Here is a 21,727-nt window from a genome sequence, read left to right as displayed (position 1 = left end):
TACGTGGTCACCGGCGAGTTCCTGTCCTACGACCCCTACGGCATCATGTTCCGCAAAGGCGATGCGCCACTGGCCCGCGTGGTCAACAACACGTTCCGCCTGCTGGCCGAAGACCAGGAGATCGAACGCCGCTACAAGCGCTGGTTCCTGCGCAAGCTGCCCTCGGGCGTGAGCCTGGACCTGCCGATGAGCCCGCAACTCGAAGCCGTGCTGCAGGCCGTGGGCTCGCGCACCGAATAAGGCGCCCGCCGGGCCGCCGCGACACATCCCATCCCCCAGGAGAAAACCCCCATGTTCAAGATCGATCGATGGATCCACGCCGCGGCTGCGCTGCTGTTGTCGAGCGCACTCAGCGCCTGCGCGCAGACGCCGGCTGCGGCCCCGGCCCAGGCCACCGCCAAGGCCAATATCGTGGTGCTGGCCACCGGCGGCACGATCGCCGGCGCCGGCGCGTCGGCGGCCAACAGCGCCACCTACCAGGCGGCCAAGGTGCCGGTCGACAAGCTGATCGCCGGCGTGCCCGAGTTGGCCGAAGTCGCCAACCTGCGCGGCGAGCAGGTGTTCCAGATCGCCTCCGAGAGCTTCACCAACGAGAAGCTGATCACGCTGGGCAAGCGCGTCGCCGCGCTGGCCAAGGACCCGGGCGTCGACGGCATCGTCATTACGCACGGCACCGACACGCTGGAGGAGACCTCATTCTTCCTGACGCTGGTGGTGCGTACCGACAAGCCGATCGTGCTGGTCGGCTCGATGCGGCCCGGCACGGCGATGTCGGCCGACGGGGCGCTGAACCTGTACGACGCGGTGGTGCTCGCCGCCGACAAGAGCTCGCGCGGCAAGGGCGTGCTGGTGGCGATGAACGACGACATCCTGAGCGGTCGCGATGCCAGCAAGCGCATCAACATCAAGACCAATGCCTTCGGCAGCCAATGGGGCGCGCTCGGCTCGGTGGTCGAGGGCAAGACCTACTGGTTCCGCGCGCCGGTCAAGCGCCACACCAACGACAGCGAATTCGACATCGAGAAGATCGACGCGCTGCCGATGGTCTCGATCGTCTACGGTTCGGGCGAGATGGGCACGGCCTTGGCCGAAGCTGCGGCCAAGGCCGGCGCGAAGGCCATCATCCATGCCGGTACCGGCAATGGCTCGGTGCCCGACTACGAAGTGGCGACGCTGCGCAAGCTGCGTGCCGACGGCGTGCAGATCATCCGCTCGGCGCGCGTGCCGGATGGTTTCGTGCTGCGCAACTCCGAGCAGCCCGACGACAAGTACGACTGGGTCGTCGCGCATGACTTGAACCCGCAGAAGGCCAAGATCCTGGCGGCCTTGGCGCTGACCAAGACCGGTGATACCAAGGAACTGCAGCGCATCTTCTGGCAATACTGAGCGCGTCGCGTTCTGGGTCAACGGAAGTCAAGCCACGCGCAACGCTCAATGGCTTCCATCGTGGCGCGCCGGAAGCGATCGGCCGAAGCGCGCGCGCGTTGGCTCGGCGCCTGGATCGAACGAGCCGCTCGCGCGTTGCGAGCGGCTCGACCCAGCAGCGCGTCGGCATCAAGACGGCAGTGCTGTCCGAATTGAAGATGTCGCTGGTGAAGTCGGGCGCTTTGATAGCGAAGCCACGCGTCACCCAGATCAGCATAGGCGTCGGTTCGGCTCAGATTCATGGGCATGACACACTCCTTGTAGGCACCGCCGGAGCAAGGCCCGCCATCGCACATGGCGCATCGCCCCGGTCCCATCCCGCCCGTCGCATCACCGTGTAGCTGGCCGGACTTCGCGGGGACACCGCGCCGGCGTGAGTTGTCCCGTGCACGAACGGGTGGAAAGTGCACGCCCTCGTACAGCCTCCTCGGTGAGCTGACACCCGTCATCTTCGTTGCGACGGGCGGGCAGCAAGCGGCCATCACGCCGCCTAATACGAATCGTGAGCGGCGATGCCGCTCACTTCACCGGCTTCACCGCCGGCGCGCCCTTGTCCTTGACCAGGAACACGACGAACTTGGCGGGCTTCGTGCTGCTCGCATTGCGGCCGACGAGATGAATGTCGGAGGGGCCCTCGTAGAACGTCTGCCCCGGCTTGAGCGTGACGGGCGGGCTGCCCTTGACCTGCATCACGATCGACCCCTCGAGCAGGTAGACGAAGGCGTGTGCGTCATGGCGATGCACCTCGTCGGCGCCACCCGGCGGATAGGTCACGGTGAGCATGAGCCCCTCCTTGCCCGGCAGGTCCGAGAGCTCCTTCACCAGGATCTCGCTGACATCCTTGCCGTCGTGCGAAGCTGGCGCGGCCATCGCGGGCGAAGCCGTCAGCGCGGCCATGCCGACCACGGCGGACATGACATGCATCTTCATGTGCATCTCCCGCGTCAGCTCAGCTTCGACTTGTCGAGACCGAGCGCCGCGTCGAAAGACCCCGGAACGGTCTTGAATCCGACATTGATGCGATTCCAGGCGTTGATCGACATCACCAGGAAGCTGAGGTCCGACAGCTCCTTCTCCGACAGCTGCGTGCGCACTCGCTCGTAGATGTCGTCGGGAACGCCCTGCTCAGGCAACCGGGTCAGCACTTCGGTCCACGCCAGGGCCGCGCGTTCCCGCGGAATGAACAGCGTCGAATCGCGCCAAGCCGCCACGTGGTGGAGGCGAAGCTCACGCTCGCCGTGCATCCTGGCCTGCTTGACATGCATGTCGAGGCAGAAGGCGCATCCGTTGAGCTGCGATGCGCGAATCACGACCAGGTCGCGAATCGATTCCTCGATACTGCCGTCCTTGATGAGATTGCCGAACTCGATGAACTTCTTGAACAGTTCCGGCGATTGCTGCATGTAGTTGATACGCTGCGTCATTCATGGCTCCTGGGTTGAATGGACACTGTTGTCCGTGATGCACTCGACTCGATGTCGTGCGTGCTGATGTGAATCTTAGGAATCGAGGACAAGCTGCACTAGATCTGTTCGACGGACCAGTCCGTTGAGCGGCAAGCACCAATCGAATCAGCGGCGCCACGCTCTTCAGCGACTCGCCATCAACTTGCCCAGCAAGCGCGGGTGCCGCAGCGCGATGTCCAGCAGCCCATACTTCCTCAAGTGATAGCGCAGGGCATTGATCACGGTCGATCACCCGTCAGCGATGGCGCGAAGAACGGAGACCTGCCGGCCAGCCACAGCGCGACGTTCCGGACGTACTGCTGTGTCGAGCGAACGGCTTCCGGGAAGTGCTCGAGACCGTCACCGGGCACGTCGTTGACGAACGACGGGGCGCCCTTCGCGAGGTTCCAGTTGTAGTCGCAGAAGTGACGAAAGCTCGACTGCGCAATCGCGGGCCCGCGCTCGGCGGAGCGCTCGATGGCAACAGCGAGATTGAAGTCCGCTCCGCTGGCGAAACTGTGGCCGCGGAGAATCACGCGCGCGCCCGGCTCGTTGTCGGGCGCCATCACCATGCCCTCGTGCGGATGCGCCGGCAAGTAACGCACAAACCCGCCAGGGGCGAGCGGATCGTGAAGCACGGCATGCGGTTCTCCGACCACTCGCACCGACTGGTAATCGCCATTGACGCCGGAGTGGTAAGCGGGCCGGCGAGTGGCAGCCGCAGGAGCCCTGCGGTCGCAGGTGAGCATCAGCCCGCCGCCGCGTTGGCGGAACCGGCGGATGCCTTCGCAGTCTTCCGGCATCAGGCCCTCTTCGGTGCCCACCGCAAGCAGCCACAGCTCGTCGAACGCGGAGCCGTGCAGCGCCGACAGGACCGGATCCGGCCTGCCGACAGGACCCCGATCTCGCGCAATCACATTGAACAGCGGCCGGCCATCGCTGCCACGCGAACCGGACAGGAACTGACGGAGCAAGCCGAAGCGCTCGATGCTCCAGTCGTCGGCGTCGGGAGCGATGGTGGTCTGCAGAAGTACGCTGATCAATGGCTGCTCCTTCGGCTGAAGGCCGCTCAGCCGCCGCGCGCCAAAGGCAAAGTCATCGGTCGACATGGATCGTTGGCGTGACGGACATGCCGACGCGCAACCTGGCCGCCGCCGGCTGACCCGGATTGATGCAGATCCGCACCGGCAGGCGCTGGACGATCTTCGTGAAGTTGCCGGTGGCGTTGTGGGGCGCCACGGCGGCGTAGCTGACACCGCTGGCCGGGCCCAGGCTTTCCACCGCCCCTTTCAGCATCTCGCCCGGGAGGGCATCCACCTCGATCTCCACGGCCTGGCCGGGCTGCACACGTGCCAACTGGGTCTCCCGGAAGTTGGCGGTGATGTAGATGTTGTCGAGCGGGACGATCGCAAGCAGGGGCTGGCCGACAGTGACGAAGGCACCGATACGAACCGACTTATGCCCGATCGTCCCGTCGACCGGCGCCGTGATTTGGGTATGGGACAGCTTGAGTTCCGCGCTGGATTGTGCTGACCGTGCCTGGTCCAGCGCCGCCCGCGCGTTGTCCAGATCCGCCTTGAGGATGTTCACCTGCTGCCGAGTGGCGAGCCATCCCGCCTGGTTCTTTTCCCGGCTGGCCACTTGAATGCCGAGCTGTGCATCGGCCTGCTGCAAGGCCTGCAGCGTTCCGGACCCATCCAGGGACAGATTGCGATAGCGCTGCTGATTCTCCTTGGCCAGTTGCAGCGAAGCATCGTCCGCGGCAAGCGCCGCTTGCGCCTGGCGAATGGCGGCTTCCTGCCGAAGCAGCTGCCCCTGCAGGCTGGCAATGCCCGCCTGGGCACTGGCGACGCGGGCCTTCGCTGCATTCACGGCCTCGACCAGCTCACGGTCGTCGAGCATGGCAAGCAGCTCGCCTGCCCGGACGGACTGATGGTCCTGGACCAGCACCTTGTTCACGATGCCGGCCACTTGCGGCGCCACCGTGGTGAATTCCGCTTGGACGTAGGCGTCGTTCGTCGACTGCGTCGATGCGCTGGAATCGGGACGATTGAGATAAAACGTACAGCCGGTCGCCACTGCGAGCAGCAGCGCAGCGCCGGTGATGCGGGCCGTCTTTGGCAATGCCATGGTGGATCATCCTTGCGAAGGCGATGGAAGGGGCAAGGCCGCAGAAGCCTTGCCCGAATCGGGCGGTGGAACGTAACTGAGCTTCAGGGCCATCGGAATCAACAGCAATGCCAGCACGCCCAGCACGAGATAGGCATCGCCGACCGACAGCACCAGGGACTGGTGGCCGATGATTCCCATCAGTTGCAAAGGAGGCAGCGCCTCCGGAATCGCGTGGGCCGCGCCCGCCGCGTGATCGAGCAGCATCTCGCCATGGAAGCGGCTGCGCACGATCATGAATTGCGCCACCACCGCGGCGCCGGCCAGCGACCCGAAGGCACGCAAGGTGTTGATCAAGCCGGACACGTAGGGCCCCTCCTGGGGCTGCACCACGCTGGTGGCCAGGAACAGCATGGCCACGACGGCCATCGGTTGGCCGACGGCCTGCAGGGCCTGCGCCAGGATGAACTGGTCCCGATGCCAGTCGGACGTCAGCTGCATGCCGGCGAAACAGGCCAAGGCAATGAGGGCCAGTCCGGACGCGAACACGATGCGTGCATCAACCCATTTCTGATACAGCAACAGCGCCACGGCGGACCCCAGGATCAACTGGGGCAAGGCGACGAGCAACGCGACAGGCGCCATCTGCATGGGGCGGTAGCCCTGGACGTTGGCCAGGTAGTGGGCCGGCAGCAGCGAACCGGATGTCAGCGTCACCAGCAGGAACAGGAACACCGTGAATCCCAGCCCCAGGTTGCGCCGCTCCAGGATCTGCAGCTTGATGAACGGAGATGCGTGGTACCACTCCGTCAGCAGGAAAACGAGCAACAAGGCCAGCCCGCCGGCCAGCGACACGGTGATCAGCGGCGACCGGAACCAATCCAGCCGCACGCCCTGGTCCAAGGCCACGACGAGCAGGCCAAGGCCGAGCGCACCAGGGGCCATGCCGGCCCAGTTGGCTTGCCGGAAGCGTGCGGTCTGGATCGGTTCGCGCGGCAGACCCCAGGCCATCAGCGATGCGGCCAGGGCTGCCAGCGGCACGATCTGCCAGTACACCCAGCGCCAATCGAACAAGCTGTCTGTCCACTGCCCCGCCAGCCAGGTCGACAGCTGGGGCGCGAACGTGGCCGTCAAGGCATAGAGCGCCAGTCCGTGCAGGCGTATCGACAGCGGCAGGAACTTCAAGGCCACCATCATCAGCAAGGGAATCATCGTGCCGCCGGCAACACCCTGCAGGAATCGCAGCGCGAGCAACAGATCCAGCTTGTGGAGGAAGGGAAGCATCACCGCAGCGGCCGCGCAGACGCCCAGCATCCAGAGGCTGAAGCGCCGGACCGACAGCGTGATGGCGAACCATGCAGCGAAAGGCATCGCGATCAGCTCCCCGCCGCTGTAGGCCGTGCTCAGCCAGGACGCTTCATCGAGGCCGAGGCCGAGTGCACCGCGGACATCGGCGAGCGCCAGTGCACCGACCCGGCCGTTCAAGCCCGCCATCATGGCGGCCAGCAGAATGCCGGCGAGCCCGGCCATCGCCCTCGTCTTGGCACTGCTCATGGCCGCGCCTCGACTGCCTGCGGATCCCAGCCACCTCCCAGCGACTTGTAGAGCTGGACCAGCGCCAGCGTCGCGCCGGTCGCACTGGCGTTGAGGCTGGTCTGGCTGGCCAGCACCTTGCGCTGCGCGGTCAGCACGCCCAGGTAGTCGGCTGCGCCTTGCTGGTAACCGCGCTCGGCCACTTGCAGGGCTTGCCTGTTCTGCTCATACGACACCTGCAGCTCGGTGTGCTGCCGCTGTCGGGCCGCCAAGGCATCCAGTGCGTTGTCCACTTCGTGCCAGGCGCGCAGCACCGTTTGGCGGTACGCGAGCGCGGCTTGCCTTTGCCGCGATTCGCTGAGCGCGAGGCGCTGCACCAAGCGTCCGCCCTGGAAGACGGGGAGATGGACGATGGGTCCGATGGAGAAGAACCGCGCGTCCCAGCTGGCCAGATCGCCAGGCTCGAAGGCTTCGACACCCAGCCGGCCACGCAAGCCGACGCGTGGGTAGAAGTCCGCCGTGGCGGCGCCGATGGCCGCCACGGCGGCATGAAGCTGGGCCTCGGCGCGCTGGATGTCGGGCCGGCGACGCGCGAGTTCGGAAGGCATGCCGACCGGAATGCTGGCCGGCAGCGAGGGCAGCGGCATGGCCTGGCGCAGTTGGGCATCGAGTGCGCGCGGCTCCTCGCCCAGCAACAAGGCCAGGGCATTCATCAGGACGTTGCGATGCCGAGTTAGCTCCGGCAGCGTGGCCTGGATCGCCCCCAGCTGGGCCCGGGCGGACGCCGTCTCGAAGCGCGTTGCAATGCCGTGACGCTCGCGGCTTTCCGCCAGGCCGACGATGCGTTGCGCGACGGCCAGGTTCTGCCCCGCGATGTCCAATTGCGCCTGCGTCCCGCGCAGCGCCAGGTAGGTTCGCGCCACCTCGGCGGCAAGGGCCACCCGCGCGGCCTCGCGCTCGTACACCGTGGCTTCCAGCGTGGCGGCGGCTTGTTCGCGCGTGCGCCGTGCACGGCCCCACAGATCGATCTCCCAGCTGGCGTCGAAGCCCAGCTGCCAGAAGTCGGAGGGTCGGGTCGGTGCGCCCAGCGCCGCGAACTTTCCGTGCGCGCTGAGCGCCTCGCGCGCATGGCCGGCGCCGGCGTCCACGCTCGGCAAGCGCTGGGAGTCGGCGATGCCCAGCTGGGCCCGGCTTTCCTCGATCCGTTCGAATGCCATGCGCAGATCGAGGTTGCTGAACCGCGCGCGTGCTTGCAGCTGCGCCAGCACGGCGTCGTTGAACAAGGTCCACCATTCAGTGGGAACGCCGGCGTCGGACATCGGCGTGAGATCCGCGTCGTCCGCACGGGCTTCGAGCCGGACTTCGCCCAGCCTGTTGCCTGGCGGGACGAAGTCGGGGCCCACCGCGCAGCCGGCCAGCGACGCCGCGCACAAGCTCATGCACGCGCTTCGATGCAAGCGGGAAAGCAGGGGTAGCGATGTCATGGAAACCTCCGCGGCGCACTCAGTGATGTGACGTGAAACTCAGTGCGGCGTGAAATTCAGCCGGTTCGGCAGGGGCCGGAAGCTTCCCAGCCGGCTCCAGATCGGCATCGCGAGGAAGAAGGTGAAGTACAGGATCGTCAAGGCCTGTGCTGCATAAGTGCCGACGGCCGTGGGAGCACGCGTTCCGAGAGTGCCGAGGATCAGGAAGTCCACGACGAAGACCGCGTACAGCGCCTTGTGCCACCCCGGCCTGTAGCGGATCGAACGCACGGGGCTGCGATCCAGCCAGGGCAGGAAAAACAGCAGCAGCACCGAGGCACCCATGACGACGACGCCCCAGAACTTCGCATCGAACATGCGCAGCAGAACGATCGCGCCCAGCAAGGCGATGGCGGCGAGCGCCTTCGTTCTCTTGCCGAGACCGCGCCGGACGAGAACAATGACGCCGAGCGCCGCGAGGATGACGCAGAACACATCGACCATCAGGTCGGTGGTCGCGCGCAGCATCGAATAGAACGGCGTGAAGTACCAGACCGGCGCGATGTGAGACGGCGTCTTCAGCGGGTCGGCCTCGATGAAGTTGTTCGCCTCCAGGAAGTAGCCGCCGCCGTTCGGGGCGAAGAACACGACCGCGAAGAACACCATCAGGAAGACCGAGACGGCAAAGATGTCGTGCACCGTGTAGTAGGGCTGGAAAGGAATGCCGTCGAGCGGAATGCCCTTGGCATCCGTGTTCGCATCGATGTCGATGCCATCCGGGTTGTTGGACCCCACCTGGTGCAGCGCCATGATGTGCGCGACGACCAGTGCGATCAGCGCCAGCGGCACCAGCACCACATGCAGGCTGAAGAACCGGCTCAAGGTCGCGTCGCTGACGACGTAATCGCCACGGATCAGCAAGGCGAGGTCGGGTCCGATGACCGGGATCGCATTGAACAGGTTGACGATGACCTGGGCGCCCCAATAGCTCATCTGGCCCCAGGGCAGTAGATAACCCAGAAAGGCCTCGGCCATGAGGGCCAGGAGAATCGTGCAGCCGACGATCCACACCAGCTCGCGCGGCCGGCGGTAGGAGCCATACAGCAGCGCGCGGAACATGTGCAGGTACATGACGACGAAGAACGCGCTGGCGCCCGTCGAGTGCATGTACCGGATGAGCCATCCCCACGGCACATCGCGCATGATGTACTCGACGGAAGCGAAGGCACGCGCGGCATCCGGCTTGTAGTGCATCACGAGGAAGATGCCGGTGACGAGCTGGATGGCGAGCACCGTCAGGCCGATGGATCCGAAGACGTACCAGATGTTGAGGTTCTTCGGCGTGTAGTACTGCTTGAGGTGATCGTTGTAGAGCGCGCTCAGGGGGAACCGGCGGTCGACCCAGTCGAGGATTGGCTTGGCGGGGGGCTTGGACATGATCCTCATGCTCCTGTGAGGCAAGGTCAGACGAGCACGCGGACGGAACCCTCGATGCCCTGGCGAACCAGCTTGGCGTAGGGGCAGATGCGCTCGGTGGCCCGCACCAGTTCCTCGGCCACCGTCAGCGCGAGGCCGGGCAGCCGCACGATGACGTGCGCCGTCAGCGTGTGCTGGCCATCCACCGGGTCGCGGCCGAAGGCGACCTCCACTTCCACCGAGAAGTGGTTCGGGATCGCAATGCCGTGCTTGGTGGCCAGCAGGCTCAGCGCGCCATGGAAGCACGCGCCGTAGGCCGCGGCGAACAACTGCTCCGGATTCGTGCCGCCGCCCTCCCCGCCCATCAACACCGGCAGCCGCAGGGCGATATCGAGCTCGCCATCGTCGGACCGGACATGGCCCGAGGCACGGCCGTGCCGGGCCTCTCCGCCGGTGACGGTGACCTTGCTTGCATAGACAGGCTCGAAGGTCGAACCGCGGTATCGGTCCAGCAGGCTGACGGGCGGGGGACTCAGCTTCTTCATCGCGTCACCTCGTGGGCAGCTTGGCGGTGGCGAACGATCCGCTCTCAGCGCGGCGCTTTGGGAAGGGCGAACCAGGCGTCGAAGTCGAGCGCACCGATGCGCGGCTTGTCGCCCGGCAGCAAGGTGTCGTCCTGCAGAACCGCGCCGAAGTAGCGCGCCTGCGCATCAGGCACCACGCTGCGCGAATCCTTCGTGCGCAGGAGGAATCGCTGGACGAGGTCCGCCAGGCGAACGCGCTCCGGCCCGGCGATCTCGACCACGCCGTTGACAGGCTCGCCCAGCGCATAGTCGGCCAAGGCGGCGGCCACATCGTCGGAGGCGATGGGTTGCACCAACGCGGCGGACATCCGCACCTGCTGGCCCTGGGTGGCCGACTGCGCGATGCCGCCGAGGAACTCGAAGAACTGCGTCGAGTGGACGATGGTGTACGGAATGCCCGATTCGCGAATCAGCTTCTCCTGCGCGATCTTGCCGCGGAAATAGCCGCTCTCGGCCAGGCGGTCCGTGCCCACCACGGACAGGGCGAGGTGATGCTTCACGCCGGCAGCGGTCTCGGCCGCGAGCAGGTTGCGCCCCGAAGTCTGGAAGAAGTCGAGCACCGCCTGGTCTTCGAAGGATGGCGAGTTGGCGACATCCACCACGACCTGAGCACCGCGCAAGGCCTCGGCGAGCCCTTCACCGGTCAGCGTGTTCACGCCCGAGTCCGGTGACGCCGCGATGAGCTCGTGTCCCCGAGCGCGCAGCAGGGTGACGAGCTTGCTTCCGATCAGGCCGGAGCCGCCGATGACAACGATTTTCATGATGCTTCCTTGAAGGGTCCGCGAGGGACCGGTGGGTGAGGAAAGTGGCTGGAGAAATCCTAGGTGTCGTGTCTGCGTCGCGGTAGGTCCGCAAGAGGCGTCGTGGTGTTGATCACCACGCACCAATGCGCTCTGCATGCGCCAGACATGCCGGACGATCCACCGTGTCGTTAGCAACGCACCAACCGGCCCACCGATGCGCAGCGGGCAACACGGTGGTCCGTGCGGAGGACCTACTCGCATGCCCACGCGCTACCTACGATGACTTGACGCCGATTCGCACGGTGCTGCCGACACGCTCTTGCGGAGGCGGTGCATGCGCCGGCGCCTGCCCTGCGAAGTCCTCGTCCATTCACTCAAGAGGTAGCGACCATGACCAAGACGCTGTCGACGGCGGTTCTCGCCATCCTTGCCGCGTTGTTTCTGCTGCTGCTCATCCCGCCTGCCGGCACTGAAGCGGCGGCCCAGACGCCCACCCGGGCCGGGCCATCAACTGCAGCGGACGAGGCATGGCCTGCGCCGCAGGAGCCCCTAGACACGACACCGATCACGCCGGTGGAATCGGCCGGTGCGCCGATGCACGAATCCTTCTGATCACTACATCGCGTCGTAGCTCGGACCGTCGCCGCCTTGCGGCGCGGTCCATACGATGTTCTGCGTCGGATCCTTGATGTCGCAGGTCTTGCAGTGGATGCAGTTCTGCGCATTGATCTGCAGCCGCGCCTCGCCGCGCTCGTTCTCCAGGAACTCGTACACGCCAGCGGGGCAGTAGCGACTCTCCGGGCCCGCATAGCTGCGCAGGTTGACGGCGACGGGCACGGTGGCGTCGCGCAGGGTCAGGTGCACGGGCTGGCCTTCCGCGTGGTGCACGTTGGTGAGGTCCACCGAACTCAGCCGATCAAAGGACAGTCGGCCATCCGGCTTCGGATAGGCAATGGGCTGGCAGGCATCCGCCGGGCGCAGGCTTGCATGGTCCGCCTGCCGGTTGTGCCGTGTCCATGGCGGCGTGCGGATCCCGAGTCTCGGCAGAAGCCATTGCTCGATGCCCGTCATCACCGTGCCGATGACAGTCCCGTGCTTGAACCAGAGCTTGAAGTTTCGCGAAGCCTGCAGTTCCGAATGCAGCCAGCTGCGTTCGAATGACGCGGGATACGCCGTGAGCTCGTCGCGCGAGCGCCCTTCGTGCAAGGCGGCACAGGCGGCCTCGGCCGCGAGCATGCCCGTCTTGATGGCGGAGTGGCTGCCCTTGATCCTGGCCGCATTGAGGTAGCCGGCGTCACAGCCGACCAGCGCACCGCCTGGAAACACGGTCTTCGGCAGGCTGTGCGGCAGCCCGTTGTTGATGGCTCTCGCACCATAGGCGATGCGCTGTCCGCCCTCGATGTGGGCACGGATCGCCGGATGGGTCTTCCACCGCTGGAACTCCTCGAAGGGGCTCAGCCATGGATTGGGGTAGTCGAGGCCGATGACGAAGCCGAGCGAGACCTTGCGGTCCTGCTGGTGGTAGATGAATCCACCGCCGAAGGTGTCGCTGCGCATCGGCCAGCCGGCCGTGTGCACGACCAGGCCGGGTCGGGCACGCGCCGGCTCGACTTCCCAGACTTCCTTGAGCCCGATCGCAAAGCTGACCGGTTCGCGCCCCTCGGCGAGGCCGAAGTGGTCGATCAACGCGCGGCCCAACTGGCCCCGGGCGCCCTCGGCAAAGAGGTTGTACTTTCCGCAAAGCTCGACGCCCGGCTGGAACGCCGCGGTCGGTGTGCCGTCGCGCGCGACACCCATGTTGCCGGTGGCGACGCCCATGACGCCGCCCTGCGCGTCGGAGAGCAGCTCGGTGGCGGCAAAGCCGGCGTAAATCTCGACGCCCAGGCTCTCGGCGTGCTGTGCCAGCCACTTCACCACCTGGCCCAGGCTGATCACGTAATTGCCGTGGTTGCGAAAGCACTGCGGCACCAGGAATCCCGGCGTGCGCAGCCAGCGCTTGCGGCCCAGAAAGAGGAACTCGTCGCTGGTCACCGGCTGATTCAGCGGCACGCCGCGTTCCTGCCAGTCCGGCAGCAACTCGCCGATGGCGCGCGGGTCCATGACCGCGCCGGAGAGGATGTGGGCACCCGGCTCGCTGCCCTTCTCGAGCACGACCACGGAAACCGCGGGATCCAGCTGCTTCACGCGGATCGCCGCGGCCAGCCCTGCCGGGCCGGCCCCCACGATGACGATGTCGTAGTCGATTCGCTCGCGCGACGCGGCGGGTGATGGCTTGTCTGAGGCGATCATGGCTGGAGCGTAGGGATGCGATCCGCCAGCGGCTAGGTCCGCCTGAGTCATCCCGGTGTTGCCCGCTGTTCACCAATCGCCGCTCTGCGGCACGGAACGCATGAGCAAATGTGGCTCTGCCACTTTGCTCATCCCCCTCGGGGGGCCTGACGCGAAGCGGCAGGTCTGGGGGCGCTCATAACGAGGATTGACAGGCATTAACTGGCGATCAGGGGCGTCTGCGATCAGAGTTGGCTGGCCTTGAACCGCGAAAGCGTCCCGTGACCCTCTCCGTTCTCCCCCTCCCCTCCAGCGCGCCCGTCAAGCCGCGCCCTGACCCGCTGGCCTCGAGCTTCGCCACGACCTATGCCGGGGTCGTGGCCTTCATTGCCGTGGCGGCGGAAGGCAGTTTCGCGCGCGCTGCCGACCGCCTGGGCGTCGGCCGCTCCGCTGTCAGCCGCAGCGTCCAGAGGCTCGAAGACCAGCTGAACGTGCGCCTGTTCTGCCGCACGACGCGCAGCACGACGCTGACGCACGAGGGCGACCTGTTCTATGCCAGGTGCCATACCGGCGTCGACCGCATCGTGGAAGCGGTCGAGGAGATGCGGGACCTGCGCGAGGGCCCGCCCCGCGGCCAGCTGCGCATCAGCTCGGCGGTCAGCTTCGGCCGCCAGGTGGTCGCGCCGCTGCTGGGCGAGTTTCGCAGGGCCTACCCGGAAGTCTCGATCGACCTGGTGCTGAGCGACAAGCCCACGGACTTCATCTCGGACCGGGTGGACATCGCGTTCCGCAACGGCCGCATGGAGGATGCCGAGATCATTGCGAAGCAGATCATTCCGATGCAGATGCTGGTCTGCGCATCCCGCGGGTACGCGCAGGCTCACGGGCTGCCGGCCACGGTGGACGACCTGGCGCATCATCAGTGCATCAACTTCCGCCTGTCCTCCGGACGCATCTGCGAGTGGGAGTTCAAGATCAACGGCCAGTTGCGCAAGTTCCTGCCGAACGCAGCGCTCACCTACAACGACGCTGAGCTGGTCCTCCAGGCCGTACTGGCCGGCCAGGGAATCGCCCAGATGTCGGGCTACCTGATCTGCGATGCACTCCGGACCGGTGCCTTGATTCCGTGCCTGGCCCAACACGCACCCGACGACAGGGCCCACTACATCTGCTACCTGAGCCGGCAACACCTGCCGTCGCGCATGCGCGTCTTCATCGACTTCATGACGGCGAAGATCCGCGCGGCGGATCTCCAGTGCCTGCCTGATCTCGCGATCCTCGCCCAGCTCGTCCCGGCCTAGGTGATACGAGCCTCAACATGCGCAACATCGCCTTCTGGTTCAGCGGGCCGGCTTCTGAAGGCTGACGCCGCGGGTTTCTCGTCCGCCACCCGGCATGGCGCACATGTCCTGTGCGCAGTGCACGGCTTCCGCCAGCGTCATCGACCGCCCCTCGTTCCATGAACGATCGAACGCGGCACCGTCGTTCAATGCGTCGCGGGCGGCGGCCACGAAACCTTCGTGCCGCGGACGATCGAGGGGCCCCGTGTTGAACGCGGCACCGACCTCCTCCCGAAAGCGCTCGGCGGCGCCGAACAATCGGACCGCCAGACGGGGGCCCGCCGCTGCGAGGGCCACGGGGCCGCACACTTCGAGCGCATAGGCCAGCGCCATACGGGCGTTCGTGACCTCCACGATCGCCAATGCTTCCCTCAGCGAGGTCTTCGCCGACGCCATGTCGCCCCGGTCATGGGCAAGCTCGGCCAGCTGAACCAAGGTCATGGCCACCCCGTAGTCGTTGCCGAACGCCCGCTCGGCGGCCAGGACTTCCATCAGCAGCGCTCGTGCCTGCACGAGATCGCCGTTGACCTGCTTCACCTGTGCCAGCGAACTCATCAGGTCGGCCGCGCTCCAGGGCCCGAGCTCGCGCGCCACGGCAATGCCTTCCTCGAGAAGCACTTCCGCGCCGGCGAGGTCGCCTGTGTCGCGCGCCACCAGTCCCAGGCATTGCAGCCCCAGCGCGATGCTGCGCCGATCGTCGAGCGCCCGCGCCAACGCCAGCGCCTGCTCGTAGCACTGGCGAGCCGTTGCGAAGTCCTCGCGCAACAGAGCGACACTGCCGAGGTTGCCGAGTGCGCGCGCAACGCGATCGCGCTGGCCGAGGTCCTGGAACATCGCGAGCGCCTGTTGCTGATGCACTTCCGCGGCAGCGCAGTCACCCTGGTGATAGGCCAACACACCCGCCGCGTGGTGCGCGACGCCGCGATCTTCCGCCGGCGCATCCACGCCCGCGGCCGCCAGCAGCCGCGTGGCCCACGCGACGCCCTCCGCGAAGCGGCTGCGAATCCGCCAGAACCACTCGAGCTTGCCGGCAAGCCGCAGGCCCATGGCGGCATGGGAAGCGCTGGTTTCAGACCAGGCCAGCGCCCCGCGCACGTTGTCGTGCTCCAGGTCCATGCGGCCGAGCATCAGCTGGCGCTGCGCATCGTCGCCGGCCCCGTCGAGCCGCTCGGCCAGCGACAGGCAGTACGCGAGGTGCCGCGCCCGCGTGCTCACTTCCTCGCCGCTCTCGCGCAGCTGCTCCCGGGCGTAGTGGCGCACGGTCTCGAGCATGCCGAAGCGCGTGGCGTCGTCATGGGTTTCAGCAACGAGCAGGTTCTTGTCGGTGAGCGAGGTCAGCAGATCGAAAACCTCTTCCCGGCTCACGCCGTCACCGGTGCAGACGGCCTCGGCCGCGTCGACCGTCACGCCGCCGGAGAACGCCGCGGCACGGCGCAGCATCGCCTTCTCGCCCGCGCTCAGCAGATCGTGGCTCCAGTCGATCAGCGAGCGCAAGGTGCGATGCCGAGGCAGTGCGGTGCGGTGCCCGCCATTGAGCAGGCCGAAACGGTCGTCGAGGCGCCGTTCCAGCTCCTCGATCGACATCGTGCGCGTGCGCGGCGCGGCCAGCTCGATGGCCAGCGCGATGCCGTCCAGACGCCGGCAGACGGAGGCCAGCGTGTCGGCGTTCTTCGACGTGATCTCGAAGTCCGGGCGATGCAGCCGGGCGCGCTCGATGAAAAGGCGCGCCGCTTCTTCGGCGGACAGCGACGGCACGCGGTACGTGAGCTCGCCGCGCACGCCCAGGGGCTCCCGGCTGGTGACGAGAATCCGCAGGCCGGCGCAACGGCGCAGCAGCGAGTCGGCCAGCGCCGCGCAGCGCTCGAGCACATGCTCCGCGTTGTCCAGCACCAGCAGCAGGCGCTTGGCCGCGAGCCATTGCGCCATCGCTTCGTCGAGCGGCCCGCTGCCCTGCTCCTTGACGGCGAGCGCACTTGCCACCGTTTGCGCGACAGTCTGCGCGACCAGCGCCGGGTCGCCCAGCGGTGCAAGCTCGACGAGCCAGCAGCCCTCGGGGAAAGCGTGCACGACCTCCCCCGCAACCTGCAGCGCGAGCCGGGTCTTGCCGCAGCCGCCCGCGCCGGTGAGCGTCAACAGCCTCGTCGTCGTGAACAGGTGCTTGAGCTGATGGATCTCCGCCTCGCGACCGATGAAGCTCGTCAGCTGGCAGGGCAGGTTGTGCTGCTGCGGCGGTGGCCTCGACGCCGCAAGCCCGGCGTCGATCGCTTCGTGCCGGACCCTTCCGTTGAAGCGATAGCCCCGCTGCGGCACGTTGGAGATCCACTCCCGGCATTCATCCTTGTCGCCCGGCTCGCCCAGGGCTTTGCGCAGCATCGACATGTGCACGCGCACGCTGCCCTGCTCGACGACCACGCCGGCCCAGACCGTGGCGAGCAGCTCATCCTTGCTCAGGAATTCGCCGGCGCGCTGGACCAGCAACAGCAGCAGGTCGAAAGAGCGCGGCCCGAGCCGCACGAGCTGGCCGGCGCGCTCCAGACGCCGCTGCGTCTGCCACAGGATGAACGCGCCGAAATGCCAGCGCACTTCTGCCAACGCGAGATCGGGCGGATCCTCGGACTGCACATTCATGGCGGCACTGTGGGGCGAGCCGGGTCGGCTCGGCGGTCAAGCGCTTGCCATCATAAAGTCAACGGCCTCGCGGCCACCGCCGACTGTGGCGGGTGCCCGCTCATGGCCGGGACCAGGTCAGCCGCCGTCTCTGGCGATTCGGGCCACCCGCTTCAACAAGGTCGGGACGCGTCGCTTGCCGTGCATCGCGCGAATCCTGGCCTTTGCCGCACCGAGGTCGATGCCGGCGCAGGTCACGATCACAGGCCGGGCCTCTTCTTCCCGGTAGACCTCGAACTGCGCCGGCAGGCCAGGCATCGATCTCGTCGAGACGCCGATGATGACGGTGCGCCCCCCGAGGGCGTCGTACAGGCTTCGGCCCAGGCCCGGCGTTTCCGCCGCGTCGAGATAGACGGCCCCGTCGAAGACGATCAGGTCGGGTGCCAGGGCGTGCTCCCTCAGCAACTGCACAAGACAGGGCAGCTGTCGCAGATCGAGTGCGCCGCGCGACGGTTTCTCCACCTGGGCGATGCGAGACACGAAGGTTCGGGACGCTTCTGGCGCATCCCATTCGTCGAAGGCCACGGCAGCGGCCCAGGCCCCGTCGCCGTGGTCGTGAACACCAACAGCCAGCTTCATGGCAACTCCCGTGTGAGCGACCGCTCGACCCGGCATGCCCAGGGTCGATAGAAGCCGCGTAGTTCGGCACGATACCTGCGTCAGACGCAGTGGACTGTTGGCACCGACGCCTGAGCGGCATGCCGACATCCGGGTGAGCCACGGTGTCACAATTTGCGGCGTGAATTTCAACGACCTCGATCGCAACTCCGAAGCCACCGGCGATCAGACGATCGTGCGCAAGAGCGCTCCGCGGGCCGCGATGGTCGCCCCCGAGGACTGGGTCCACACGCTGGTGATCGTCGAAGGCATCGATCCCGGCCGGCGCATCAAGGTTGAAGCAAGGCCGCTGGTGCTGGGTCGCAAGCCGCAATGCGACCTGGTGCTGGCCGAGGCCGATGTGTCCGGCCAGCATTGCGAGGTGCGCAGCCTTGCCGGGCAGGACGCCTTGCAGGTGATCGATCTGAACTCCACCAACGGCAGCTTCATCGATGGCCAGGCGGTGCGCGGCCCGGCGCTGCTGACCCCGGGGGCGCTGCTGCAGATCGGCCGCCAGGTCCTGCGGCATGAATTGCAGCCGCGCCAGGTCGCCGAGGCCGCGCTGGAGTTCGATCGCGACCTGGACAAGGCCAGCGGTTATGTCCAGGCCCTGCTGCCGCCCCCTCTGCGTTCGGCCGCCTTGCGGGCTGACTGGGTGTTCAAGCCCTCGACGCGGCTGGGTGGTGACGGCTTCGGTTATGTCGCGCTGGACGAGCACCGGCTGGCCGCCTACGTGATCGACGTCGCCGGGCATGGCGCCGGCGCGGCGATGCACTGTGTCTCGGTGCTCAACGTGCTGCGGCAGCGCGCCCTGCCCCACACCGACTTCACTGATCCGGCGCAAGTGCTGTCGCGGCTGAACGAGACCTTTCCGATGGACAACCACGGCGGCCTGTTCTTCACCATCTGGTACGGCGTCTACGATGCCGCGCGCCGGGTGCTGGACTTCGCCGCGGCGGGCCATCACCCGGCCTACCTGCGCAGTGCCGACGGCACCCGGCTGCAGCCGCTGCACACCCGCAATCCGATCGTCGGCGGTGTGCCGCCAGACCACCACTTCCTGGCCGCCCAGGTGGCGGTGGAACCGGGCAGCAGCCTGTATGCGTTCAGCGACGGCGTGTTCGAGATCATGACCGCCGAAGGCCGGCAATGGCGGCTGGCGGACTTTCTGCCGCTGATCCACGAAGCGCCGGCGGATCGAACCGGCGAGCCCGAGCGCCTGCTGCGCCGTGTGCTGGCGTGTGCCCGTCCCGGCCCGCTGGACGACGACTTCTCGCTGCTGCTTGTCACATTCCTGTCGTGATCGGAGCCCACGATGCGATGTTCCGGACCTCTGCCGTGACGCTGGCGGTGGAGGCCTGCCACCCACACCGCAACACCGCGCTGCACGCGCCCGAGGCCCACGATGGAACTGACGACCGACGACCTCAACCCGGACCTGGTCAAGGTGATGCTCGAAGGCCGGCTCGACACGCCCGGCGTCGACCGCATCGAGACCCGCTTCAACGCCGCGGTGGTAGCCACCGGCAAGCACGCCTTGGTCGACCTGACGCAGGTGAGCTTCCTGTCCTCGATGGGCATCCGCATGCTGATCAGTGCCGGCCGCGCGATGCAGCAGCGCAAGACCCGGCTGGTGCTGTTCGGCGCCCAGCCACTGGTGCGCGACACCTTCGAGGCCATGTCGATCGACCAGATCATCGACGTCGCGGACAGCGAGTCGCAGGCCATGGCCGTGCTGGCGGCCTGAGCCCGTGCTGGCAACGCTGCTCGACCGCTCGGCCCTGAGCATGGCCGACAGCGCTGCGCGGCTGCGGCTGCACTACCAGCACACGCCGGCGGCGCTGGAGACCACGCGCCTCGCCGTGCTGCAGTTCCTGGCGCCGCATGCGCTGCCGCCGCGCGTGGTGTACGGCGTCGAACTGGTGCTGGAGGAATGGCTGACCAACGTCGTGCGCCACGGCCATGACATCGCCGACCAGGCCCGGGTCGACATCGAACTCAGCGTGCTGCCCACAGCGGTGATCCTCGAGTTCCAGGACCAGGGCCGGGCATTCGAGCCGGGCAAGGCGCCGCAGCCGGCCCCGGCCGCATCGCTGGACGAAGCCCGACCGGGCGGCCTGGGGCTGGCCATGATCCGCCACGTGGCCAGCAGCCTGCGGCATGAACGGCGCGCCTCGCGCAACGTCTTCACGGTGACCGTGCCGCGGCGTTGAGGGCGAATGTGACCCGCGTGTGACGGCAGGCCAAGACCCCTGACCGGTGCCGGGACATGCTTCAGCGGCCGCGCCCCTGGGCCGATAGCTTCAGCATCGACGCCAGAAAGATCCTGCAATGAATGCCATGACCCTCTCGGCCGCGACTGCCGACGTTCGCAGCGTCAGGCAGCTGATTGAGCGGCATGCACTCAGCGTGCACTTCCAGCCCATCGTGTCGCTGGCCGACGCCACGGTGTTCGGCCATGAAGCGCTGGTCCGCACGCCACCCGGCGTGGCCTGGACGAATCCCGACGCGCTGTTCGCCGCGGCGCGCCGCGAGGGCGTGTTGATCGAGTTGGAGATCGCCTGCGTGCGCACCGCGATCAGGGCCTGGTCCGAACGCGGCTGTGCCGGCAAGCTGTTCGTGAACCTGAGCGCCGCCGCACTGCTGCTGGCGCTGGACCAGGCTTCGGGGCAGCTGCCGCACGGCCTGATCGGTGGTCGCGGCGTGGCGCCGGCCTCGGTGGTGATCGAGTTGACCGAGCATGAGCATGTGCGTGATGTCGATCGCCTGAACGCCGCCACCACCTTGCTGCGCCAGCAGGGCGTGGGCATCGCGCTGGACGATTTCGGCGATGGTCGGTCCAGTCTTCGCCTGTGGTCCGAGCTGAAGCCGGAGATCGTCAAGATCGACAAGTACTTCACCCACGACCTGTCGACCAGCGGCAACAAGCTGCAGACCTTTCGCGCGCTGCTGCACATTGCCGAGACCTTCGGCACCAGCCTGGTGGCCGAGGGCATCGAGACCGAGGCAGAACTGCGCATCGTGCGCGACCTGGGCATCCGCTATGGCCAGGGCTACGCATTGGGGCGCCCGCAGGCGGCCACGGCGCAGGCCGTGCTGCCGGCCGCGCACCAGGTGCTCACCAGCGATGTGATCGCAGTGTTCCCGGAGCAGCGACGCGCCGGCAACCACGGCATCACCGCCGCGCGCCTGCTGCGCGAAGTGGCGCCGGTGAACGCGCACAGCACCCACGACGAGGTGTTCGCCTTGTTCCAGGGCGACGAGTCCCTGCACGGCCTGGCCGTGGCCGAGCAGGGCCGCCCGCTCGGTCTGCTCAACCGCCAGCGCTTCATCAGCAGCTATGCCAAGCCTTACTTCCGCGAGCTCTATGGCCGGCGACCGGCACTGCTGCATGCCAATCACACCCCGCTGCTGCTGGACCTGCACACCGGCATCGAGGAACTGACCTCGGTGCTGACCTCCAGCGACCAGCGCTACCTGACCGAAGGCTTCATCATCACCGAGGGCGGGCGCTACCGCGGGCTGGGCACCGGTGAACAACTCGTGCGTGCCGTCACCGAAGCGCGCATCGAGGCGGCCCGCCACGCCAACCCGCTGACCTTTCTGCCGGGCAACATTCCGATCAGCAAGCACATCGACCGCCTGCTCGCCAGCGGCCGCAGCTTCGTCGCGTGTTATGCGGACCTGAACCAGTTCAAACCCTTCAACGACCACTATGGCTACTGGCGCGGCGACGAGATGATCCGCCTGGTGGCACGGGTGGTCGTGTCGCAATGCGATGCGCAGCGGGACTTCGTCGGCCATGTCGGCGGCGACGATTTTGTGCTGCTGTTCCAGAGCGGCGATTGGGCCGCACGCTGCGAACAGATCGTGCACGACTTCAATGCGATGGCGCGCAGCCTGTTCGACGCCGACGCGTTGGCCGCCGGCGGCATCACGGCCGAGGACCGGCACGGCGTGATGCGCTTCCATCCCTGCACTACGCTGAGCATCGGCGCTGTGGCAGTGATGGCGGGCCGCTACCACTGCTCGGACGATGTCGCCAGCGCGGCCGCGGCCGCCAAGCGCCAAGCCAAGCTCGCCGGCCTGGGGGTCTGCCTGCTCGCCGCGCCGCCGCTCGACGCACTCACGGCCTGA

Annotated in this window: 20 protein-coding genes and 1 pseudogene; 8 read left to right on the top strand and 13 right to left on the bottom strand. The window is 67.2% G+C overall.

Translation table 11 applies throughout. The features are described 5' to 3' along the window. Together VLK61_RS06045 and VLK61_RS06040 are read left to right on the top strand one after the other, a co-directional pair. Window positions 1-240 (top strand): annotated as a pseudogene (locus VLK61_RS06045) (transporter substrate-binding domain-containing protein); the annotation flags it as partial. A gap of 51 nt (window positions 241-291) precedes the next feature. After that, a complete protein-coding gene (locus tag VLK61_RS06040) occupies window positions 292-1,386 on the top strand; it encodes a type II asparaginase (RefSeq protein ID WP_325419270.1) in 1,095 nt (364 codons plus the stop codon). A 17-nt stretch (window positions 1,387-1,403) separates the two neighbouring features. Here VLK61_RS06040 and VLK61_RS06035 read toward each other — a convergent pair whose 3' ends face one another. From VLK61_RS06035 to VLK61_RS05990, 10 genes are all read right to left on the bottom strand, one after another. After that, a complete protein-coding gene (locus VLK61_RS06035; RefSeq protein WP_325419268.1) occupies window positions 1,404-1,673 on the bottom strand; it encodes a hypothetical protein in 270 nt (89 codons plus the stop codon). Between the two features lie 271 nt (window positions 1,674-1,944). Then, window positions 1,945-2,361 (bottom strand): cupin domain-containing protein, encoded by a 417-nt coding sequence (locus VLK61_RS06030; RefSeq protein ID WP_325419266.1) that lies wholly within the window; start codon window positions 2,359-2,361, stop codon window positions 1,945-1,947. Between the two features lie 8 nt (window positions 2,362-2,369). Continuing rightward, complete coding sequence (locus VLK61_RS06025; RefSeq protein ID WP_325419264.1) at window positions 2,370-2,849, bottom strand: carboxymuconolactone decarboxylase family protein; 480 nt, start codon at window positions 2,847-2,849, stop codon at window positions 2,370-2,372. A gap of 260 nt (window positions 2,850-3,109) precedes the next feature. Further along, complete coding sequence (locus VLK61_RS06020; protein ID WP_325419262.1) at window positions 3,110-3,979, bottom strand: hypothetical protein; 870 nt, start codon at window positions 3,977-3,979, stop codon at window positions 3,110-3,112. Next, window positions 3,966-5,000, bottom strand: a complete 1,035-nt coding sequence (locus tag VLK61_RS06015) for an HlyD family secretion protein (RefSeq protein ID WP_325419260.1) — start codon at window positions 4,998-5,000, stop codon at window positions 3,966-3,968. The genes VLK61_RS06020 and VLK61_RS06015 overlap by 14 nt, the downstream gene beginning before the upstream one ends. Window positions 5,001-5,006: 6 nt before the next feature. After that, window positions 5,007-6,533 (bottom strand): MFS transporter, encoded by a 1,527-nt coding sequence (locus VLK61_RS06010; RefSeq protein WP_325419258.1) that lies wholly within the window; start codon window positions 6,531-6,533, stop codon window positions 5,007-5,009. Then, the gene (locus tag VLK61_RS06005; RefSeq protein WP_325419256.1) at window positions 6,530-7,996 is read right to left on the bottom strand and encodes an efflux transporter outer membrane subunit; all 1,467 of its coding nucleotides are present in this window, start codon (window positions 7,994-7,996) and stop codon (window positions 6,530-6,532) included. The genes VLK61_RS06010 and VLK61_RS06005 overlap by 4 nt, the downstream gene beginning before the upstream one ends. A 39-nt stretch (window positions 7,997-8,035) precedes the next feature. Next, the gene (locus tag VLK61_RS06000; RefSeq protein ID WP_414636776.1) at window positions 8,036-9,421 is read right to left on the bottom strand and encodes a cytochrome b; all 1,386 of its coding nucleotides are present in this window, start codon (window positions 9,419-9,421) and stop codon (window positions 8,036-8,038) included. A gap of 17 nt (window positions 9,422-9,438) precedes the next feature. Then, the gene (locus VLK61_RS05995) at window positions 9,439-9,936 is read right to left on the bottom strand and encodes an Ohr family peroxiredoxin (protein ID WP_325419252.1); all 498 of its coding nucleotides are present in this window, start codon (window positions 9,934-9,936) and stop codon (window positions 9,439-9,441) included. Between the two features lie 44 nt (window positions 9,937-9,980). Then, a complete protein-coding gene (locus VLK61_RS05990; protein WP_325419250.1) occupies window positions 9,981-10,736 on the bottom strand; it encodes an SDR family oxidoreductase in 756 nt (251 codons plus the stop codon). Between the two features lie 372 nt (window positions 10,737-11,108). Here VLK61_RS05990 and VLK61_RS05985 point away from each other — a divergent pair, with 372 nt between their 5' ends. Further along, window positions 11,109-11,330 (top strand): hypothetical protein, encoded by a 222-nt coding sequence (locus VLK61_RS05985; RefSeq protein WP_325419249.1) that lies wholly within the window; start codon window positions 11,109-11,111, stop codon window positions 11,328-11,330. A 3-nt stretch (window positions 11,331-11,333) separates the two neighbouring features. Here the strand turns inward: VLK61_RS05985 and VLK61_RS05980 are convergent, their stop codons facing one another. Then, complete coding sequence (locus tag VLK61_RS05980) at window positions 11,334-13,007, bottom strand: electron transfer flavoprotein-ubiquinone oxidoreductase (protein WP_325419274.1); 1,674 nt, start codon at window positions 13,005-13,007, stop codon at window positions 11,334-11,336. 260 nt (window positions 13,008-13,267) lie between these two features. On the opposite strand from VLK61_RS05980, the gene VLK61_RS05975 reads away from it, so the two are divergent. After that, window positions 13,268-14,287, top strand: a complete 1,020-nt coding sequence (locus tag VLK61_RS05975) for a LysR family transcriptional regulator (protein ID WP_325419247.1) — start codon at window positions 13,268-13,270, stop codon at window positions 14,285-14,287. A gap of 39 nt (window positions 14,288-14,326) precedes the next feature. Here VLK61_RS05975 and VLK61_RS05970 read toward each other — a convergent pair whose 3' ends face one another. Together VLK61_RS05970 and VLK61_RS05965 are read right to left on the bottom strand one after the other, a co-directional pair. Further along, window positions 14,327-16,954 (bottom strand): ATP-binding protein, encoded by a 2,628-nt coding sequence (locus VLK61_RS05970; RefSeq protein ID WP_325419245.1) that lies wholly within the window; start codon window positions 16,952-16,954, stop codon window positions 14,327-14,329. A gap of 117 nt (window positions 16,955-17,071) precedes the next feature. After that, on the bottom strand, window positions 17,072-17,572 hold the full coding sequence (locus VLK61_RS05965) for an endonuclease V (protein ID WP_325419243.1): 501 nt from the start codon (window positions 17,570-17,572) through the stop codon (window positions 17,072-17,074). A gap of 97 nt (window positions 17,573-17,669) precedes the next feature. Here VLK61_RS05965 and VLK61_RS05960 point away from each other — a divergent pair, with 97 nt between their 5' ends. The 4 genes from VLK61_RS05960 (at window position 17,670) to VLK61_RS05945 (ending at window position 21,727) form a co-directional block, all read left to right on the top strand. Continuing rightward, window positions 17,670-18,893: a PP2C family protein-serine/threonine phosphatase gene (locus tag VLK61_RS05960; RefSeq protein ID WP_325419241.1), complete on the top strand. Its 1,224-nt coding sequence runs from the start codon at window positions 17,670-17,672 to the stop codon at window positions 18,891-18,893. Window positions 18,894-18,995: 102 nt separating this feature from the next. Next, complete coding sequence (locus VLK61_RS05955) at window positions 18,996-19,337, top strand: STAS domain-containing protein (RefSeq protein ID WP_325419239.1); 342 nt, start codon at window positions 18,996-18,998, stop codon at window positions 19,335-19,337. Between the two features lie 4 nt (window positions 19,338-19,341). Next, complete coding sequence (locus VLK61_RS05950; protein ID WP_325419237.1) at window positions 19,342-19,803, top strand: ATP-binding protein; 462 nt, start codon at window positions 19,342-19,344, stop codon at window positions 19,801-19,803. Between the two features lie 118 nt (window positions 19,804-19,921). Then, window positions 19,922-21,727, top strand: a complete 1,806-nt coding sequence (locus tag VLK61_RS05945; protein ID WP_325419235.1) for an EAL domain-containing protein — start codon at window positions 19,922-19,924, stop codon at window positions 21,725-21,727.

This window comes from Aquabacterium sp. (genome assembly GCF_035476535.1).
GTDB lineage: Bacteria > Pseudomonadota > Gammaproteobacteria > Burkholderiales > Burkholderiaceae_C > Pseudaquabacterium.
The sequence above is the reverse complement of the archived record's forward strand: the minus strand, read 5'-3'. Positions and strand labels throughout refer to the sequence as shown.

Coding starts and splice junctions, on each gene's coding strand:
- VLK61_RS05985 (WP_325419249.1), top strand. CDS start 11,109: ATGACCAAGACGCTGTCGACGGCGGTTCTCGCCATCCTTGCCGCGTTG.
- VLK61_RS05970 (WP_325419245.1), bottom strand. CDS start 16,954: ATGAATGTGCAGTCCGAGGATCCGCCCGATCTCGCGTTGGCAGAAGTG.
- VLK61_RS05995 (WP_325419252.1), bottom strand. CDS start 9,936: ATGAAGAAGCTGAGTCCCCCGCCCGTCAGCCTGCTGGACCGATACCGC.
- VLK61_RS05980 (WP_325419274.1), bottom strand. CDS start 13,007: ATGATCGCCTCAGACAAGCCATCACCCGCCGCGTCGCGCGAGCGAATC.
- VLK61_RS05955 (WP_325419239.1), top strand. CDS start 18,996: ATGGAACTGACGACCGACGACCTCAACCCGGACCTGGTCAAGGTGATG.
- VLK61_RS06025 (WP_325419264.1), bottom strand. CDS start 2,849: ATGACGCAGCGTATCAACTACATGCAGCAATCGCCGGAACTGTTCAAG.
- VLK61_RS06005 (WP_325419256.1), bottom strand. CDS start 7,996: ATGACATCGCTACCCCTGCTTTCCCGCTTGCATCGAAGCGCGTGCATG.
- VLK61_RS06020 (WP_325419262.1), bottom strand. CDS start 3,979: ATGTCGACCGATGACTTTGCCTTTGGCGCGCGGCGGCTGAGCGGCCTT.
- VLK61_RS05990 (WP_325419250.1), bottom strand. CDS start 10,736: ATGAAAATCGTTGTCATCGGCGGCTCCGGCCTGATCGGAAGCAAGCTC.
- VLK61_RS05965 (WP_325419243.1), bottom strand. CDS start 17,572: ATGAAGCTGGCTGTTGGTGTTCACGACCACGGCGACGGGGCCTGGGCC.
- VLK61_RS05945 (WP_325419235.1), top strand. CDS start 19,922: ATGAATGCCATGACCCTCTCGGCCGCGACTGCCGACGTTCGCAGCGTC.
- VLK61_RS06010 (WP_325419258.1), bottom strand. CDS start 6,533: ATGAGCAGTGCCAAGACGAGGGCGATGGCCGGGCTCGCCGGCATTCTG.
- VLK61_RS06030 (WP_325419266.1), bottom strand. CDS start 2,361: ATGCACATGAAGATGCATGTCATGTCCGCCGTGGTCGGCATGGCCGCG.
- VLK61_RS06000 (WP_414636776.1), bottom strand. CDS start 9,421: ATGAGGATCATGTCCAAGCCCCCCGCCAAGCCAATCCTCGACTGGGTC.
- VLK61_RS06035 (WP_325419268.1), bottom strand. CDS start 1,673: ATGCCCATGAATCTGAGCCGAACCGACGCCTATGCTGATCTGGGTGAC.
- VLK61_RS06040 (WP_325419270.1), top strand. CDS start 292: ATGTTCAAGATCGATCGATGGATCCACGCCGCGGCTGCGCTGCTGTTG.
- VLK61_RS06015 (WP_325419260.1), bottom strand. CDS start 5,000: ATGGCATTGCCAAAGACGGCCCGCATCACCGGCGCTGCGCTGCTGCTC.